We start from the raw sequence: 17418 nt of genomic DNA, 5'->3' as shown, positions 1-17418 counted from the left end.
TTTTCGGCTGGTATTGAGAGGCGATCGTCGCCGCGCGGTGGGTGGTGCCCTGCCCGCGCCTGGTGCGGAGCGGGCAGGGCGGTGCGACGGCCGGTCCCGCGATCAGTGCCACGGGCCTCCGTGCCGGTTTCATCCCGTGGGGCAGGAGCGGGCCTCTTCGTTCGCCGAGGCGGGCAGCTGCGTCCCGGTGAACGCCTCGTGGAAGCGGAGCCAGGCGGAGTCCGGGGCGTGGGCCTCCGTCAGCGCCTCGCGGACCGCGCCGGCCACCGGTGACACGTCGAGCACGTGCGGCCGGGCAAGCGGGGCGTCCTCGCGGAGACGCCGGCGGATGTGGTCGTGCAGGAGGACCTGGCCGTTCTGCAGGGTTCCGCCGCCGAGCACGACCGGTGTCCGGGTGTCCAGCAGGTCGAGCCGGCGCAGCAGCGCGGTCACCATCGTGACGATCTCGTCGCCGAGACGCGTCACGATCCCCCGCGCCACCGCGTCGCCGTCGTCGGCGGCGGCGAACACCAGCGGCGCGAGGGTGAGTAGCTCCATGGCGGATATCTTTCCGGCGCTGACGGCCAGGGCGACGGCCTCCACGGTCGGCAGCCCGAAACGGCCCGGAAGGACCTCCCGGAGCGTGGTCGCGGGGCCGCGCCCGTCACCGGCGCGTACCGCCGCGCCCAGGGCCGCCCGCGCGACGCCCATGCCGCCGCCCCAGTCGCCGGTGATGTCGCCGAGCGACAGGAAGCGGGCCGACCGTCCGTCCGGGTGGACCCCGACGGCGTTGATGCCGGCGCCGGACACCACGGCCACGCCCCAGCCCTCCGGCGCACCGGCCCGCAGGATGGCGAGGGTGTCGTTCCGGATGAGGACCCGCTCGGCCACGCCCAGCTGTGACAGCTGCCGAAGCGCCTCCTGCTCGTCGTCCGGCACGTCCACATTGGCCAGGAAGTACGCGCCGACCGTGACGGCAGTGGTTTCGGGCAGACCTGCCTCGGACAGTCCTCGGCGCGTCAGGTCGGCGAGCTGTCCGCCGGTGACCGCCATGCCGTCGGCGTGCGGGCGCGTACCGACGCCGCGCACCCAGGCCAGCAGCCGCCCGTCGGTGTCCGCGAGCACGAGGTCGGTCTTGGAGTTCCCGCCGTCGACGCCGACCACGAGGTCAGCCATCGGCGGGCTCCCCGCCGAAGAACCGCGGCACGTACGAACGGTTGGCCTCCAGGATCGCGTCCGACATCGGCGCCGCGAGGTCCCACTGGCGGACCAGCGGGTTGGCGAGCAGCGCCCGCCGGGCCACCGACCGGTCGCCGGTCAGCGCGGCCTCGATCGTGAGGGTCTCGTACGCCGTGACGGCCTGGACCAGTCCGAGCATCTCGGGCGGCAGCGGTGGCACCGCGACCGGATGTGGACCGGCGGTGTCGACGTGCGCCGGCACCTCGACGACGGCCTCATCGGGCAGGCCCGCCAGCACGCCGTTGTTGCGCACGTCCACGTAGTGGTGCGCGCCGTCGCCGGTGAGCAGGCTGGTCACCAGGGCCGCCGCGGCCTCGCTGTAGTATGCGCCGCCCCGGCGTTCGAGGATCTCGGGCTTGTGGTCCAGGTCCGGGTCCTCGTAGAGGGCGAGCAGCTCCCGCTCGATGGCCTGGACCTGCTCGGCCCGGTGCGAGCCTGTCCGCTGCCGGCCCAGCTCGTGGTCGGTGCAGTAGAAGTAGTGCAGGTAGTAGGACGGGATCGCCTTCAGGTCGCGCAGCAGCCCGGCGGGCAGGCGCACCTCCTCGGCGATCTCGGCGAGCATGTCGCCGGCCAGTAGCCCGGGCAGCCGGTCCTCGCCGTCCACGGTGATCGAGCGGATCCACGACAGATGGTTGAGACCGGCGTGGCCGAGTCGGACCCGGTCGGCGTCGACGCCGAACCGGTCCGCCATGCTCCGCTGGAACTTGATCGCCACGTTGCACAGGCCGACCGCCCGGTGCCCGGCGTCCAGCAGCGCCCTGGTGACGATGCCGACCGGGTTGGTGAAGTCGACGATCCACGCGTCGGGCCTGGCCCGGCGGCGTACCTCCGCCGCGATGTCGAGCACGAGCGGCACCGTGCGCAGCGCCTTGGCGAAGCCTCCCGGGCCGGTGGTCTCCTGGCCGATCAGATCGAACTTGTTCGGCAGCGTCTCGTCCCTCAGCCTGGCCGCCTGGCCGCCGACGCGCAGCTGGATGAGCACCGCGGCCGCCCCGTCCAGGGCCTGGGCGAGGTCGGTCGTGGTGGTCAGCCGGCCGGGGAAGGCGTGCCGGGCGAGGATCCGCCCCGCCAGGCCGCCGACGACGCGGAGCCGCTCGGGGTCGACGTCGTACAGGACCAGTTCGTCGACCGGAAGCACGCCGGCGCGCCGGGCGAAGCCCTCCACGAGCTCGGGCGTGTAGGTGCTGCCACCGCCGACAACGGTGATCTTCACTCTTACTCCAAAAGTTCGCTCGGGACGGTCCGCCGTCGCGGCGGCCGTCACCTCGTATGCCGGTCAGCCCTTGATGCCGGTCAGCGCGATGCCCTCGACGAACACCTTCTGCGCCAGGAAGAACAGCACCAGGACGGGCAGCAGGAACATCAGCGACGCCGCCATCTGCAGCTGGTACGCGTTCTGGTGCCCGCTCTTGGCGAGCTGGGTGAGGGCCACCGCGAGGGTCTGGCCGCTCTGGCTGTTACCGGTGTAGAGCAGCGGGTTGTAGAAGTCGTTCCAGGCGTACAGGAACGAGAACAGCCCCACGGCGGCGATCGCCGGCTTGGTCATGGGGATCATCACCCGCAGGAGGATGCGCAGTTCGCCCGCGCCGTCGACCCGCGCCGCCTCGGTCAGCTCGCCGGGGATCGTGCGGAAGAACTGGCGCAGCAGGAAGATGCTGAACGCGTCGCCGAAGAACGACGGGACGATCAGCGGCTTGAGCGTGCCCACCCATCCGATGTGCGAGTAGAAGACGTACAGCGGCAGGCTGGTCACCTGCGCGGGCAGCATCATCGCGGCCAGCACCACCAGGAAGAACGCCTCCCGGCCCCGCCAGCGCAGCCGGGCCAGCGCGTACGCCACGGGCACCGATGAGACGACCGTGCCGATCGTGGACAGCCCGGCGTACAGGATGGTGTTGAGCAGGTCGCGGCCGAACGGCATGGCGCTGAAGACCCGCCGGAAGTTGCCGAAGTCCCAGGGCGACGGCCACAGTGACCCGGTGCCCGCCTGGTGCTGCGTCATGAACGCGGTGAGCACGCTGATCGTCAACGGCAGCAGGAAACAGAGCGCGACCGCGACGGCCGGCGCGTGCTCGGCCAGCCGGTACAGCAGGCGACGCCCGATCGGCGGCCGGGGGCGGCCGAGCGCGGCCCGGCGCCCGGTCATGCCCGCGGCGGTCACCGGTCACCGCCCGAGTAGTGCACGAAGCGGCGGGAGGCGCGGATGAACACCACGGTCGCGGCGAAGATGGCCAGGAAGAGCAGCCATGCCATCGCCGACGCGTACCCGGTCTTGAAGTACGAGAAGCCCTGCTGGTAGAGCTCCGTGGAGTAGAACAGCAGCGACCTGGCCGGGTAGCCGATCAGCTCGTTGCTGGACGCCTCGACGTTCGCCGAGCCGGACACGACGAACGCCTCGGTGAAGTACTGGAACGCGTAGATCATCCCGGTGAGCAGCGAGAAGTAGATCACGGGGGAGAGTGCCGGCAGCGTGATGCTGCGGAACTTCCGGATCGGGCCCGCGCCGTCCAGGTCGGCGGCCTCGTACAGCTCGCGCGGCACGTCCAGCATGGCGGCCGAGAAGATCACCATCGTGTTGCCGGCCGCCCAGAGCGCCATCAGCACCAGGCTCGGCTTGGACCAGGCGGGATCGGAGAACCACCCGGGCTCGCCGATGCCGAACAGGCCCAGCAGCTTGTTGAGCGGCCCGACCGGGTTGAGCAGCACGATGAACGACAGCGCGGCGGACACCGGCGGCACCATGTGGGGAAGGAAGAAGATCGTGCGGTAGACGTTCCGGCCGCGCTTCACCCGGGTGATCAGCCAGGCGGTGAGCATGGCCCAGGCGGTGCGCAGCGGCACCATGATCACGACCATCCACACGGTGTTGCGCACCGCGATCCAGAAGTTGTCGGACTGGGTGAACAGGGTCCGGTAGTTGTTCAGCCCGACGAACCGCACGGGCCGGTACGAGCCGGCCTGGAAGTTGGTCAGTGAGTAGTACAGCGTCGCGACCACCGGATACAGCACGAAGGTCGCGAGCCCGATCACGAACGGCGACAGGAAGGCCAGCACGACCCACCAACGGGTCTTGCTCGGATGGCGGCGGCGCGTCCCCTGGGCGGGGCGCCGGGGCGCCCCGCTCACGGTGCCGCCGGCGCGGGCGACGGTGGTCGTCATCCTCAGTTCCCCGCCTGCGCGTTGGCGTTGTCGATCTTCTTGGCGATCCCGGCGAGACCGGACGGCAGGTTCGCCACCTTGCCCTGCTCGTACTGGAGCAGGAACTCCCTCCAGCTGTCCATGTCCTCCAGGCCGGCAGGTGCGAGCGTCTTGTAGTACGAGCCGGGGTTCTTGAACATGTCGACGAGCGGCTTCCAGTGCGGGTCGTTCGCCTTGTCCCAGCTCTGCAGCGATGCGAAGGTGCTCGGGATGTTCGAGACCGTGTCCGCCAGAGTGTTCAGGAACGTCGTGTCGGTGGTGAGCTGCTGCAGGGCGAAGAAGCCCTCCTGCTTGTGCTTGGACCCCGCGGGCAGGTAGGCGACGGTGCCCAGGGTGTTACCCGCGCCGTACGTGCCCGACGTGGAGTCGAGCATCGGCATCGGCGCGACCCCGTAGTCGAGGCCCTTCTTGGCCGCGTCGATCTCGCCGATGTGCCACTCGCCGTCGAACTCCATCGCCGCCGTGCCGGTCAGGAAGGGGTTGCTCGTGTCGTCCGCGTGCGCCTGGTACTGGCCGACGAACTTCTGCACGTTCCCCGGGCCGTAGGAGTCGCCGAGGTTCTTGTCCCACTGCAGCAGCTGCTGCCACTTGGGGTCGGCGGCGAACGTGGCCTTCCCGTCACCGCCGTAGAACTTGGTGCCGCTCTGCACTCCGGTGTAGATGTACCGGTTGGCGTTGTAGTCGGACCGGGACACGAACCCGTACGTCTTGATCGAGCCGTTCGCGTTCTTCACGGTGAGCTTCTTCGCGTCGGCGGCCAGCTCCGACAGCGTCTTCGGCGGCGTGGTGATGCCGGCCGCCGCGAACATCTTCTTGTTGTAGTACAGCCCGAACGCGTCGGTGAGCAGCGGCAGCGCGCACTGCTTGCCCTGGTACTTCGTGTACACCAGGGTCGCGGCCGGGAACGTCGCGGTGGTGTTCACCTTCGCCGACGACAGGTACGGGCCGAGGTCGGCGACCGTGCCGTTGGCGCAGAACTTGCCGACGTTGTCCGGCGCCGACGCGACGAAGACGTCCGGCGGATCACCGGCGGCGACCGCCTTGGCGAACGCCGCGTCGTCCTTGTTGGGCACGAACTTCACGGTCAGCCACGGGTACTTCGCGTGCAGGCGGTTCAGCGCCGCGGTGAACGCCGCCACCTCGTTGGGTAGGTGGTTGAACGTCCACACGCTGATCGTGTTCGGCGCGTGCGAGGCACCCGCCGAGATCGCGGTGGTCGGCTCCGACGACGCGGGCCCGCTGGATGTGCAGCCGGCCAGCAACAGTACGGCAGCCGTGCCCGCCACGGCCCCGGTGGTAAATTTGAACACTGATCGTCCTTCCTCGGTAATGACATTCGCTGGGTGACGGGTCGGTCATCGCTCCGGGCGCGGCAACGCCCAGGCGTCTCTGGTGGCGGCGCCGTCCGGCAAGACGGCGCCGCCGCGGCACGTCAGGACAAGGACAGGGGCGCCTCCATCAGGCCACTCGGTGCGGTGGCGGCCGCGTAGGTCGACTCGCGTGCCAGATCCGACGCCATGGTCGTGGCGCCGATGAGTTCCGCGCCCGGTCCGAGGTCGGAGGCGACGATCCGGGGCTGGAAGATACTGAAGTCCGTGAGGTGCCGGGCGACCGGCGCGAGCAGCAGGTCGCCGTTGCCGCCGATGGCGCCGCCCAGCACGATCAGGGCCGGATCGATCAGCGGCACCACGCAGGCGATCACGTGCGCGATGCTGCGGGCGGTGTCGTCCACGATCCCCGTCGCGGTCGGGTCGCCTCCGCGGGCCAGCTCGAAGACGGTGCGCGGGGTGCCGTCACCGGGCAGTCCCAGGCGACGGGCCTCGGCGCTGATGTACCGCGCGCCGATGTAGTCCTGCACGAGGTCCCGGCGCTGCCCGGGCGGCGCGATCATCCGATGGCCGGGCAGGTAGCCCGCCTCGCCCGCCACACCGGTCGCCCCACGCCGTACGCGGCCGTCGACCACCATGCCCAGGCCGAGGCCGACGCCCAGGCTGACCAGGACGAAGTCGTCGACCTCGGCCCCGTGTCCCTGCCTGCGCTCGGCGAGCGCCGCGAGGTTCACGTCGTTCTCCAGGATCAGCGGCGCCGGGATGACACGACCGAGCGCCGTGCCGAGCCCACGTCCCGCGTCGGGCAGGCCCTCGGCGTACGACAGGGCGCGGCCGTCGGGCCCGACGACGGCGGGCACGCCCATCACGACCTGGCCGACGGCCTCCAGCGCGATGCCCATCCGGCCGGCGAGGTCCTCGCACATCGCCAGGACCCGCTCGATGAGCGCGTCCCGGTCGGACGGGCTCTCCTGTTCGGCCCGCGCCCGTACATGCCCGGTGACGTCGGCGATCGCGGCGCGGATCTTCTTGTGCCCGATGTCCACGCCGATCGCGAACGCGCAGTCGGCGTTGACCTCGTACAACGTGGGCGCGGGCCCCTTACGGCCCGTCTCCGGGCCCACTTCGCTGATCACGCCGCGCTCGAGCAGGAGGCTCACCGCGGCGGCGACCGTCGGCCGGGACAGGTCGATCCGGCCCGCCAGGTCGGTGGTGGTGATCGGGTGACCGGCCCGGTGGATCGCCTCCAGGACCGCACGCCCGTTGAGCAGACGCAGCAGGCGTTGCGGTCCTGCTGGATACCGTTGGGCCACCTGGACATCCCTCTCTCAACTGGGCGAACTTGTTAGAAAGAAAGTTGTTTACTTATACGCTCCCCGGCATCCGCGAATCAACCCCCAATCCCCGAACAAAACGGCCGGCCCGGGACCAGAGGGTCCCGGGCCGGCGGCGGACGGTCAGTCGGGGTCGTCAGCCCTTCACGGCGCCGGCGGTCAGCCCCTGAATGAGGAAGCGCTGCACGTACGCGAAGAGCACGATGACCGGGACGACGGCGATCAGACCTCCGGCGGCGAGAGCGCCGAAGTCGGTCCCGAAGTCGCCCAGGAGGTAGCTCAGGCCCACGGGCACGGTGAACTTGTCCTGCGAACTGATGAACATGATGGCGAACAGGAAGTTGTTCCACGCGCTGATGAACGCGAACGACCCGACGGCGACGATCCCCGGCTTGAGCAGGGGAAGCACGACCGCGCAGAACGCCCGGATCCGGCCGCACCCGTCGACCTGCGCCGCCGCCTCCAGTTCGACCGGCACGTTGCGGATGAACCCGGCCATGAGGACGAGGGACAGCGGCAGGTGGAAGACGGTGTCGGCGATGACCAGGCTCCACAGGCTGTTCGTGAGCCGCAGTGTGTTGAAGATCTGAAAGAGCGGGATGAGCATCATCGCGCCCGGGATGAACTGCGTGCACAGCATCGTGACCAGGAAGAGCTTCTTGCCCCGGAAGTCGAGGCGGGCGAGCGCGTACCCGCCGAGCAGGCCGACCACGGTGGACACGACGAGGCTGGTGACCGCGACCATGATGCTGTTGCGGAAGTAGATGCCGAACCCGGAGCCCTCCCAGACGGTCCGGAAGTGCTCCAGCGTGATCGGCCACGGCAGCAGGGACGTCGAGCCCGCCGGGCGGAAGGCGAACAGCACCATCCAGTAGAGCGGCACGATCGTGAAGAGCAGGAACAGGGCCAGCGGCACCCACAGCGCGAGGCGGTCTCCCACGGAACGCCGCCGCCTCCCGCCCGTGGCGGCGGCCGTCCGCCCGCGCGGGGGAGATGTCACCGGGCCCTGCCGGACGTCGCCGCGGGTGGCGAGGCTCACTTGCCCTCCTCGAAGTTCGTCTTGCTGATGCGCAGGTAGACCAGGGACGCGAAGGTCAGCAGCAGGAACGCCGCGACGGTGAGCGCGGACCCGTACCCGAAGTTCTGGCCGTGGATCGCGGTCTGGGCCACGTAGAGCGGCAGCGTGGTGGTCGAGTTGGCCGGGCCGCCGGCGGTCATGGTGTACAGCAGGTCGACGTTGTTGAACTCCCAGACCGCCCGCAGCAGCGTCGCGATGACGACGGCCTTGCGGATGTGCGACCAGGTCACCGCCCGGAACTTCTGGAACACTCCGGCCCCGTCGACGTCCGCGGCCTCGTACAGCTCGGTCGGCACCGACTGGAGGTCGGCGAGGATGAGGATGGCGTAGAAGGGGATGCCCTTCCACAGTTCGGCGATGACCAGGGCCCAGAAGCTGGTGCCCGGGTCCGAGAGCAGCGACGTCCCGTACTGACCGATGCCCATGGACGCCAGGTAGTGGCCGACGCCGGTGGTGGGGTTGTAGAGCAGGAGCCAGATCGTCGTGGTCAGGATGCCGGACACCGCCCACGGGCTGAAGGCGAGGGCCCGGGCCATGCCGCGGGCGACGAAGGTGCGGTTCAGCACCAGCGCCAGCGCCAGGCCGAGGGCGAACTGCAGCCCCACCTCGACGAGCACCCACTGACCGGTGAAGCGCAGGCTCCGCCAGAACAGGCCGTCGGACAGCATCTTCCGGAAGTTGTCGAGGCCGGCGAAGCCGTCGTCGAGGGGGCGGGTGAGGTTGTGGTTCTGCAGGCTCTCCCAGAAGACGCTGATGACGGGATAGAGGAGGAAGACCGCGACCAGCACGACCGCCGGTGCGATCAGCAGATAGGGATGGGCGGCGCGCGGCCCGAACAACCGGGCGGTCGCGGGCCTCTTACGGCGGATCGGTCCGGCCGTCGCGCTCATCCGTGCTCCTTGCCGTACTTGCTCTTGGCCTTGGTGAGGGAGGCCGCGGCGGCGGTGAGGAAGTCACGGGACGACAGGCCGCCCTGCAGGACCTTCTGCCACTGCGGGAGCAGGTCGTTGGTGGTGATGGTGGTGAACTCCGGCAGGTAGTACGGCTGCTCGAGCGTCACGGCGCCCGGCGCGGCGGCGGCGTCCATGGCGGCCTTGAGGGCCTTGTTCTCGGTCACCCACTTCTCTTGGGCGACGGCCTTGTTGCCGGGGAGGTATCCGGACTTCTGGGCCCAGAAGCTGTTGCCCTCCTGCTCCATCGTGTAGGCGAGGAACTTCCAGGCCGCGTCCTGGTGCTTGCTCGCCTTGAACATCGCGAATCCGGTGGTCATCCAGCCGGTCAGCACCCGGTGGCCGGTGGCGGGGAAGGGCGCGACGACGCCGACCTTGTCGGCGCCCAGGGCGGCGACGTGGTTGGGGTAGGAGCCGATGCTGTGGCTGAGCATGCCGGCGCCGCCCTTGCCGAACTGGGCCACCATGGCCTTGAAGTCGGCGGTGAGGTCGCTGCGCGCGGTCTGTTTGCCGAACAGCGCCACGTAGGCCTCGCAGGCGCTGATGACCGCGGGGTCGTCGAGCGTGCAGGTGCCGTCCGGGCGGTAGAAGGTCGACACGCCCGCGCGGGGATAGACCATCTCCACCATCTGGGCGAAGAAGCCGTTGCCGCCGCGCAGCGTGTAGCCGAAGCGGCCCGTGGACGCGTTCGTGAGGCGCTGGGCGGCCGTGTCGAAGTCCGCCCACGTCGCCGGCGGCTTCAGGTTGGCCTGCTTGAACCAGTCGGCCCGGTAGTAGATCACGTCCGCGAGGCTGGTGGCCGGCGTCAGGTAGAGCTTGCCGTCGGGGGCGGCGGCCCGGGAGGACTTGAGCATCTGCGCGGAGATCTGTTGCTCCAGGCCGGCCGTCCGCAGGCGATCGTCCAGCGGTGCGAGGGCCTTCTGCGCCACGAGGGCGGCGATGTCGGACGCCTTCGGCGTGAGCAGGTCCGGGGTCGAGCGGGTGGCGATCGCGGTATTGATCTTCTGCATGTACTGGTCGGTCGGCAGCCCCAGGTAGCTGATGCGGATGCCCGGGTTCTTGGCCTCGAACATCGAGATCAGCTTCTTGAGGTTGGCGGTGCGCTCCGGGCGCGTGTCGGTGTCCCACAGCTGCAGGGTGACGTTGCCGCCGGAGCCCCCCGAGCCGCCGCAGGCGCTCAGCGTCGATCCCAGGCCCGCGGCGACGCCGACGCCTGCCGCCGCTCGGAGGAAGCCGCGCCGGGGCAGGCCGTCGGCAATGTGGGCCGCGACCGGGTGGTGCTGACGCTTCATCGCTGCTCTCCCTCTCCTTGACCGCGGACTGCGTGTCTCGCGATGACGTTCCGCAACCGTATGGCATACGATATGACGGCACAACATATACGAAATATGAGATGCCTGGTAGGGTCGATCTCGGCGCATCAGGGATCAGCGCGTCAGGGGTGTGGCAGTCCCCGTCTGGCTCGATGACCGGCACCGCGTGCCCGGCCGGTGCGATGATCCTTTGGCCGCCATCAAGACGCCGTCAGGGGCGTCGCCCGAGCGAAGGAGTGTGGGTGAGCGAGACAGCATTGGGTGCGATCAAGCCGTCTTCGAGGACCGGCCTGGTTCTCGAAGCGCTGCGTCGCGGCATCCTGAGCGGCGAGCTGCCGGCCGGCCGTCCGCTGATCGAGGCGGAGCTCGCGGGCCGCTTCGGCGTCTCCAAGACCCCGGTGCGCGAGGCGCTCAAGATCCTCAGTGGTGCTGGCCTGGTCACCATGAGCGACTACAGCGGGGCCGCGGTGCGGACCGTCGATGAGCGCCTCACCCGTAACGTGTTCGACGCCCGGTGCCTGATCGAGCCGGTCGCCGTGCAGCGGAGCGTCGAGGCGGGTCTGCGGACCGGCGGCCGGCCGGCCCAGGAGGCCCTGGAGGCCGCGGACAACGCCACGGACGAGGTGGCGCGCAGCCTCGCGAACCGCGACTTCCACCGCGCCCTGTACGCGGACTGCGACAACGACGTCCTGGTCGGGATGCTGGACCAGCTGCGCGAACAGACCGCCCTGATCTCGGTGAACGCCTGGTCGCAGCGCCCCTCCTGGGAGGACGAGGCGAGAGAGCACCGGGAGATCCTCGACGCGGCCCTGAACGGCCAGGCGGAGGAAGCCGCCCGGCTCGTACTGCAGCACGTCAGCGCCTTCCGGGAGCGGGCGATCCGCCAGATCAAGGAGGTCGGCACCGATGTTCGGTGAGCTCTCGCAGGCCCTGCGCGACGTGGTCGCCATCCCGGTGACGCCCTTTGTCGACGGACAGCCCGACTACGGGTTGTACAAGTGGTTGCTGAGACGCCAGGTCGAGGCCGGCGTCGGCGTACTCACCCCGAACGGCAACACCGGCGAGTTCTACGCCCTGAGCGGCGACGAGCGCATCCGGCTCCTCACCGCCGCGACGGAGGCCGTGTCCGGGGACGCGCACCTTCTCGCCGGGGTCGGCCACGACGTCGCCACCGCCGTCCACGAGGCCCGCCACGCGTTCGCCTGCGGCATCCGGATGGTCATGGTGCATCAGCCCGTCCACCCGTACGTCTCGGCCGAGGGCTGGCTCGACTACCACCGGGCGATCGCCGACGCCCTGCCCGACATGGGCCTGGTCCTCTACGTGCGGAACACCTGGGTGGACGCCGACCTGCTGACGCGGCTGGGTGACCTGTGCCCCAACGTCATCGCCCTGAAGTACGCGGTGGCGGACGTGAACCGCTTCGCGCAACTGCGCATGGAGGTGGGTGCCGACCGGTTCGTCTGGATCGCGGGGCTCGCCGAGCCGTACGCCCTGTCCTACGCCGTGCACGGCGCCGAGGGCTTCACCTCCGGGCTGGTGAACGTCATCCCCGCCTTCTCACTCCGCCTCCGGGACGCGCTCCGCGAGGGCGACTACGCCCAGGCGGAGCGGATGCTGCGGGAGATCGCGGAGTTCGAGCACCTGCGGGCGGTCGACCGGGGCGCCAACAACGTCAGCGTCGTGAAGGAGGCCATGCACCAGCTCGACCTGTGCGACCGCTCGGTACGGCCTCCCAGCGCCGTCCTGCCCGAGCGCGAACGACAGGCGGTCGCCCGGATCGTCGCCGGCTGGACCGAGACCGGCGACCTCATGCCCCCGCCGCCGGCGGACCGCGCGGTGGCCTCATGAGGATCACGGGTCTCCGCTCGTTCGTCCAACGCGTCGGGGAGCGCCCCCGGGTCCTGGTGCGCGTCGACACCGACGAGGGTGTCAGCGGGTGGGGCGAGGCCTACAACCACGGTCCCGACCTGGCGCTCGTCCCGTTGCTGGACTACCTCGGCGGGCAGATCCGGGGCGAGGATCCCCGGCGCGTCGAGTACCTGTCGCAGCTCCTGATCCGCACCGCGCGCTTTCCCCAGGGGGCGCTCGGGCTGGCGGCGATCGCCGCCATCGACCACGCGCTGTGGGACATCACCGCGAAGGCGCTCGGCGTCCCGGTCTACCAGGTGCTCGGCGGCGCCGTACGGGACCGGGTCCGCGTCTACTGTGGCCTGTACTCCGCGCCCGACCCCGACGACTGCCGGCGGCGGACCGTCGAGCTGCACGAGCGGTACGGCTTCACCGCTTTCAAGCTGAGCCCGTTCCGGAGCGACCTCCACGCCACGCGGTGGGGGCTCGTCGTCTCCGAAGCCGCAGAGTGGGCGCAGGAGGTTCGGCGGAGCTGCCCGGAGGAGTTCGACTTCGCCTTCGACGCCCACGCCAAGATCTTCGAGCCCTATCAGGCGGTCCAGCTGGGCAACGCGCTCGCGCCGATGGACCCGCGGTTCCTCGAAGAGCCGATCCGCCCCGAGCACTTCGCCTCCTGGGGGCGCTTGCGCGGCGAGCTCCAGGTCCCCCTCGCGACGGGCGAGAGCCTGTACTCCCCGCACGAGTTCCTCCAACTGCTCACCCACGGCGGCGCCGACATCGTCCAGCCCGACATCTGCGTGGTCGGCGGCATCTCCCAGCTGCGGCGCATCGCGACCATCGCCGAGACCTTCAACGTCATGCTGGCGCCCCACAACCCGATGGGCCCGCTGGCCACTGCCCACAACGTCCACTTCGCCGCGGCGTGCAGCAACTTCTCGATCCTCGAGTACAAGCCCGAGACGACGAGCTGGTGCCCCGACCCGTACGTCCCGGTCGACGGGCACCTCGAACTGCGGCCCGACCGTCCCGGCTGGGGGGTCACCATCGACGAGGCGGCCCTGGCGGAGGACGACTACGTGCACTGGGAACGCCGCGTGCCGACCCGCCCGGACGGCTCACTGGCGTACTGCTGACATCCGAGTCGGTCTGCGGTCAGGCGAGCTGCTCGGCGGCGGCGCGGCCGGCCCGGCGTCCGGACAGCAGGCAGCCGCCGAGGAAGGTCCCTTCGAGGGCGTTGTAGCCGTGCATCCCGCCGCCGCCGAACCCGGCGACCTCGCCCGCGGCGTACAGCCCCTCGATCGGCCGCCCGTCGGCGCCCAGGACCCGGGAGTCCAGGTCGGTCTGGATGCCACCGAGCGTCTTGCGGGTCAGGATGTGCAGCTTGACGCCGATCAGCGGCCCGGCCGCGGGGTCGAGGATCCGGTGCGGCGCGGCGGTGCGGCCGAGGCGGTCGCCGAGGTAGCGCCGCGAGTTGCGGATGCCCTGGACCTGGGCGTCCTTGCTGTAGGAGTTGACGATCTGGGAGTCCCGCGCCTGGATCTGGCGGCGCAGGACGGCCGGGTCCAGGAGCGGCTCCTCGGTGAGCGCGTTCATCTTGGCGACGAGGTCGTCCAGGGTGTCGGCGACGACGAAGTCCGCGCCGTGCCGCTTGAAAGCGTCCACCGGGCCGGGCGCGCCCTTGCTCAGCAGCCGTTCCTTCATGAACGCCTTCCGGTCGCCGCTGGTGATGTCGGGATTCTGCTCCGACCCCGACAGGGCGAACTCCTTCTCCAGGATCTTCTGGGTGAGGATGAACCAGGAATGGTCGTAGGCGGCGATGTCCTCGGTGGTGCGCAGGTGCCGCAGGGTGCTGAGCGTGTCGTAGCCGGGCAGGCAGGGGACGGGCAGACGCCGGCCGAGGGCGTCGAACCACAGCGACGACGGGCCGGGCAGGATGCGGATGCCGTGGCCGGGCCAGATCGGATCCCAGTTCTGGATGCCCTCGGTGTAGTGCCACATGCGGTCGCGGTTGACCAGCCGCGCGCCGGCGGTCTCGGTGATGTCGAGCATTCGCCCGTCGACGTGCGCCGGCACGCCCGTGACCATCCGCTCGGGTGGGCTGCCCAGCCGTTCCGGCCAGTAGCGGCGCACCAGGTCGTGGTCGGCGCCGATCCCGCCCGCGGTGACGATGACGGCCTGGGCGGTGAGCTCGAACTCCCCGACCACCTCACGAGTGGAGGCCACGCCGCGCGGTGCGGAGTCGTCGGCCAGCAGGACGCCGCGCACGCCCGTCACGGCGCCCGCCTCGACGATGAGCTCGTCGACCCGGTGCCGGTGGCGGAAGGTCAGCGTTCCGGCGTCGGCCGCTCGATGGGCGCTCTGCGCGAACGGCGCCACCACGCCCGTGCCGGTGCCCCAGGCGATGTGGAAGCGAGGCACCGAGTTGCCGTGCCCGTCCGCCCGCAGGTCACCGCGCTCGGCCCAGCCGACGGTCGGCAGCAGCTGGATGCCGTGGCTCGCCAGCCACGAACGCTTCTCCCCGGCGGCGAACTCGACGTAGGAACGTGCCCAGCGAACCGCCCAGGAGTCCTCGTCCTCGACACGGTCGAACTGGGCGCTGCCCTGCCAGTCGTTCCAGGCCAGCTCCAGGGAGTCCTTCACCCTCATGCGCCGCTGCTCCGGCGAGTCGACCAGGAACAGCCCGCCGAACGACCAGAACGCCTGCCCGCCGAGGTTGGCGGCGTTCTCCTGATCGAGCAGAGCGACCTTCCTCCCGCGGGAGGTGAGCTCATGGGCGGCCACGAGGCCGGCCAGGCCGGCTCCGACGACGATGACGTCGAAATCCATGGGTCTCCTCGCTGGCCGCCGTCCTGCGGCGGCGGGGACTCGGTGCGGCGGTATCAGTGCATCATCTACCACAGCCGCACCGGTCGGCGATCAGCCCCGCGTCATCACGACCCCCGAACCGTGACGGTCGCGTGCAGGGGCAGGTCGCGCGAGGAGTCGCCCGCGTAGAGGGTGTACCGGCCCGGGACCGTGGCCCAGCGGCCCGCCGCGGTGTCCCAGACGGAGAAGGAGCGGGCGTCGAGCCTCATCGTCACGTGCCGGGTCTGGCCGGGCCGCAGCGTGACCTTCGCGAACCCGGCGAGCCGGCGCGGTGGCTCGCCGGCGGACGCGGGCGACGCGAGGTACAGCTGAACGACGTCGGCGCCGGGACGAGTGCCGGTGTTGGTGACGTCGACGGACGCGACCCGGCCCTGCCCGGACACGCTCAGGTGACGGACCGCGAAGGTCGTGTACGACAGGCCGTAGCCGAACGGGAACTGCGGCGTCACACCGTGCGCGTCGTACCAGCGGTAGCCGACGTCGAGCCCCTCGGAGTAGGTCGCGGTGCCGTTCACGCCGGGGTACTGCTGCGGCGTGTTCGCCGCCGTCTCGTTCTCGGCCTTCGGGAAGGTCATCGGGAGTTTGCCCGACGGGACGGCGTCGCCGAACAGGAGGTCGGCGACGGCGTTGCCGTCCTCCTCGCCCGGGTACCACGCCTCGAGGACGGCGGGGACCTGGTCGAGCCACGGCATCAGCACCGGACCGCCGGTCTTCAGGACCACGACCGTCCGCGGGTTGGCCGCGGCGACGGCCGACACGAGCCCGTCCTGGCCAGCCGGCAGCGACAGGTTCGGCCGGTCGCCGCCCTCCTTGTCCTTGTTACCGACCATGACGACGGCGACGTCGGCGGACTTGGCAAGTGTCGCGGCGGCCGCCGGGTCGGCGCCGTCGGCGTACGACACGGTCACGCCCTTGCTCTTGATGCCGTCGACGGGGGAGACCGTGTACAGCGGCGTCACGGCCGAGCTGCCGCCTCCACCGGTGTGCGCCGCGCCCGCGTACGATCCGATCACCGCGACCGAGCGCACCCCGCGCAGCGGCAGCTGCCCGCCGCTGTTCTTGAGCAGGACCGCGCTCTGCTCGGCGATCGACCGGGCGATCGCGCCGTCCCGCTGCGCCGGGATCGGCGTGGGCGTGCGCGGATGGTCGAAGAGCCCGAAGCGGAACATCTGCGCGAACCGGCGGACGAGCATCCGGTCGACGACCGACTCGTCGAGCTGCCCGCCGAGGACGGCGGCCTTGGTCGCGTCGCCGTAGTAGACGTGCTTCATGTCCAGGTCCAGACCGGCCAGCGCCGACGCGACCGTGCTGTGGTTCGCGGTGTAGTCGGACTGGACGAAGCCGTCGAAGCCCCAGTCGCCGCGGAGCACGTCCTTCAGCTGGTGGGTGTTCTCGCAGCCGAACTGCCCGTTGACGCTCGGGTAGGCGCACATGACCGCGCCGGCCCGGCCGCGCTTCACCGCGGCCTCGAACGCGGGCAGGTAGATCTCCCGCAGCGTGCGCTCGTCGACGACCTCGTTGATCGTCTTGCGGTCCGTCTCCTGGTTGTTGGCCGCGTAGTGCTTGACCTCGGCGATGACGCCCTGGGCCTGGATGCCGCGGACCTCCGGGACCGCCATCTGCGCGGCGAGGTAGGGATCCTCGCCGAGGTACTCGAAGTTGCGGCCGTTCCGCGGCACGCGCGTGATGTTCATTCCCGGTGCCTCGATGAGGCCCTCTCCACGGTCCGCGACCTCCTGGCCGGCGACCCGGCCGAAGGCCGCGGCCAGCTGCGGATCCCACGACGCGGACATTCCGAGTGCCGAGGGCAGGGCCGTCGCCGGCTGGGGCGCGTTGCTGTCGCCCGGCCCCGCGCCCGCCGGCCCGTTGGTGATCTTCAGGGCCGGAATGCCGAGCCGTTCGATGCCCGGCACCTCGCGTGGATGGTCCGGCACGTCCATCATGTGGATCTCGAGGACCTTCTCGTCGAGCGTCATCCGCGCCACGAGCAGTTCGGCCCGCTTCTGCGGCGACAGGGAGCGGTCCATCCACGGCCGGGCGGGCACCGCCGCGGACGGCACGGCGGTGGCGCCGAGCAGGAGGGCGGACGTCGCCAGGGCGAAAAGGGTCTTGCGCACGAGGCCTCCTACGGCCGGTCTCGGTCAACAGAGGTGTATCGCGCGTACGGATCAAGGTCAATAGATACATCCGATGTATATGGCCCCATGGGTGTGTGATGTGCCCGGAAGTACCAGAGTCCGGCGCTAAAGGAAGGATGTGTGGCCGAGTCGCCCCTGCTCACTG

General features: G+C 70.5%; 14 protein-coding genes. 3 read left to right on the top strand and 11 right to left on the bottom strand.

Annotated features, from left to right (window positions below; genetic code table 11):
- Window positions 1–129: 129 nt before the first annotated feature.
- The 9 genes from ACQP2O_RS30515 to ACQP2O_RS30475 all read right to left on the bottom strand — a co-directional run bounded on the left by ACQP2O_RS30515 (window position 130) and on the right by ACQP2O_RS30475 (window position 10398).
- Window positions 130–1155: an N-acetylglucosamine kinase gene (locus tag ACQP2O_RS30515; RefSeq protein ID WP_433171029.1), complete on the bottom strand. Its 1026-nt coding sequence runs from the start codon at window positions 1153–1155 to the stop codon at window positions 130–132.
- Window positions 1148–2431, bottom strand: coding sequence for a 6-phospho-beta-glucosidase (locus tag ACQP2O_RS30510; protein WP_433171027.1), 1284 nt, complete (start codon window positions 2429–2431; stop codon window positions 1148–1150). Before ACQP2O_RS30510 ends, ACQP2O_RS30515 begins: the two co-directional genes overlap by 8 nt.
- 63 nt (window positions 2432–2494) lie before the next feature.
- Window positions 2495–3364, bottom strand: a complete 870-nt coding sequence (locus ACQP2O_RS30505; RefSeq protein WP_433171024.1) for a carbohydrate ABC transporter permease — start codon at window positions 3362–3364, stop codon at window positions 2495–2497.
- 11 nt (window positions 3365–3375) lie between these two features.
- Window positions 3376–4377: a carbohydrate ABC transporter permease gene (locus ACQP2O_RS30500; RefSeq protein ID WP_433171022.1), complete on the bottom strand. Its 1002-nt coding sequence runs from the start codon at window positions 4375–4377 to the stop codon at window positions 3376–3378.
- Window positions 4378–4379: 2 nt separating this feature from the next.
- The gene (locus ACQP2O_RS30495) at window positions 4380–5726 is read right to left on the bottom strand and encodes an ABC transporter substrate-binding protein (protein WP_433171020.1); all 1347 of its coding nucleotides are present in this window, start codon (window positions 5724–5726) and stop codon (window positions 4380–4382) included.
- A gap of 122 nt (window positions 5727–5848) precedes the next feature.
- A complete protein-coding gene (locus ACQP2O_RS30490) occupies window positions 5849–7057 on the bottom strand; it encodes an ROK family transcriptional regulator (RefSeq protein WP_433171018.1) in 1209 nt (402 codons plus the stop codon).
- A gap of 157 nt (window positions 7058–7214) precedes the next feature.
- Complete coding sequence (locus tag ACQP2O_RS30485; RefSeq protein ID WP_433171017.1) at window positions 7215–8117, bottom strand: carbohydrate ABC transporter permease; 903 nt, start codon at window positions 8115–8117, stop codon at window positions 7215–7217.
- Window positions 8114–9046, bottom strand: a complete 933-nt coding sequence (locus ACQP2O_RS30480; RefSeq protein ID WP_433171015.1) for a carbohydrate ABC transporter permease — start codon at window positions 9044–9046, stop codon at window positions 8114–8116. Before ACQP2O_RS30480 ends, ACQP2O_RS30485 begins: the two co-directional genes overlap by 4 nt.
- Window positions 9043–10398, bottom strand: coding sequence for an ABC transporter substrate-binding protein (locus ACQP2O_RS30475; RefSeq protein WP_433171013.1), 1356 nt, complete (start codon window positions 10396–10398; stop codon window positions 9043–9045). Before ACQP2O_RS30475 ends, ACQP2O_RS30480 begins: the two co-directional genes overlap by 4 nt.
- Window positions 10399–10661: 263 nt before the next feature.
- Between ACQP2O_RS30475 and ACQP2O_RS30470 the strand changes: the two genes are divergently transcribed.
- From ACQP2O_RS30470 to ACQP2O_RS30460, 3 genes are read left to right on the top strand one after another with little or no spacing between them, the layout of a single operon-like run.
- Window positions 10662–11336 carry a GntR family transcriptional regulator gene (locus ACQP2O_RS30470; protein WP_433171010.1) on the top strand — a complete coding sequence of 225 codons (675 nt, stop codon included), beginning with the start codon at window positions 10662–10664 and terminating at the stop codon, window positions 11334–11336.
- Complete coding sequence (locus ACQP2O_RS30465) at window positions 11326–12270, top strand: dihydrodipicolinate synthase family protein (protein WP_433171008.1); 945 nt, start codon at window positions 11326–11328, stop codon at window positions 12268–12270. The genes ACQP2O_RS30470 and ACQP2O_RS30465 overlap by 11 nt, the downstream gene beginning before the upstream one ends.
- The gene (locus ACQP2O_RS30460; protein WP_433171006.1) at window positions 12267–13403 is read left to right on the top strand and encodes a mandelate racemase/muconate lactonizing enzyme family protein; all 1137 of its coding nucleotides are present in this window, start codon (window positions 12267–12269) and stop codon (window positions 13401–13403) included. The genes ACQP2O_RS30465 and ACQP2O_RS30460 overlap by 4 nt, the downstream gene beginning before the upstream one ends.
- Before the next feature lie 19 nt (window positions 13404–13422).
- Here the strand turns inward: ACQP2O_RS30460 and ACQP2O_RS30455 are convergent, their stop codons facing one another.
- Together ACQP2O_RS30455 and ACQP2O_RS30450 are read right to left on the bottom strand one after the other, a co-directional pair.
- A complete protein-coding gene (locus ACQP2O_RS30455; protein ID WP_433171004.1) occupies window positions 13423–15096 on the bottom strand; it encodes an FAD-binding dehydrogenase in 1674 nt (557 codons plus the stop codon).
- Between the two features lie 104 nt (window positions 15097–15200).
- Window positions 15201–17252, bottom strand: coding sequence for a beta-glucosidase (locus ACQP2O_RS30450; RefSeq protein ID WP_433171001.1), 2052 nt, complete (start codon window positions 17250–17252; stop codon window positions 15201–15203).
- Between the last annotated feature and the right edge of the window lie 166 nt (window positions 17253–17418).

This window comes from Actinoallomurus sp. CA-150999 (assembly GCF_050942425.1).
Taxonomy (GTDB): Bacteria; Actinomycetota; Actinomycetes; order Streptosporangiales; family Streptosporangiaceae; genus Actinoallomurus.
This window is presented reverse-complemented; position numbering and strand designations above follow the sequence as displayed.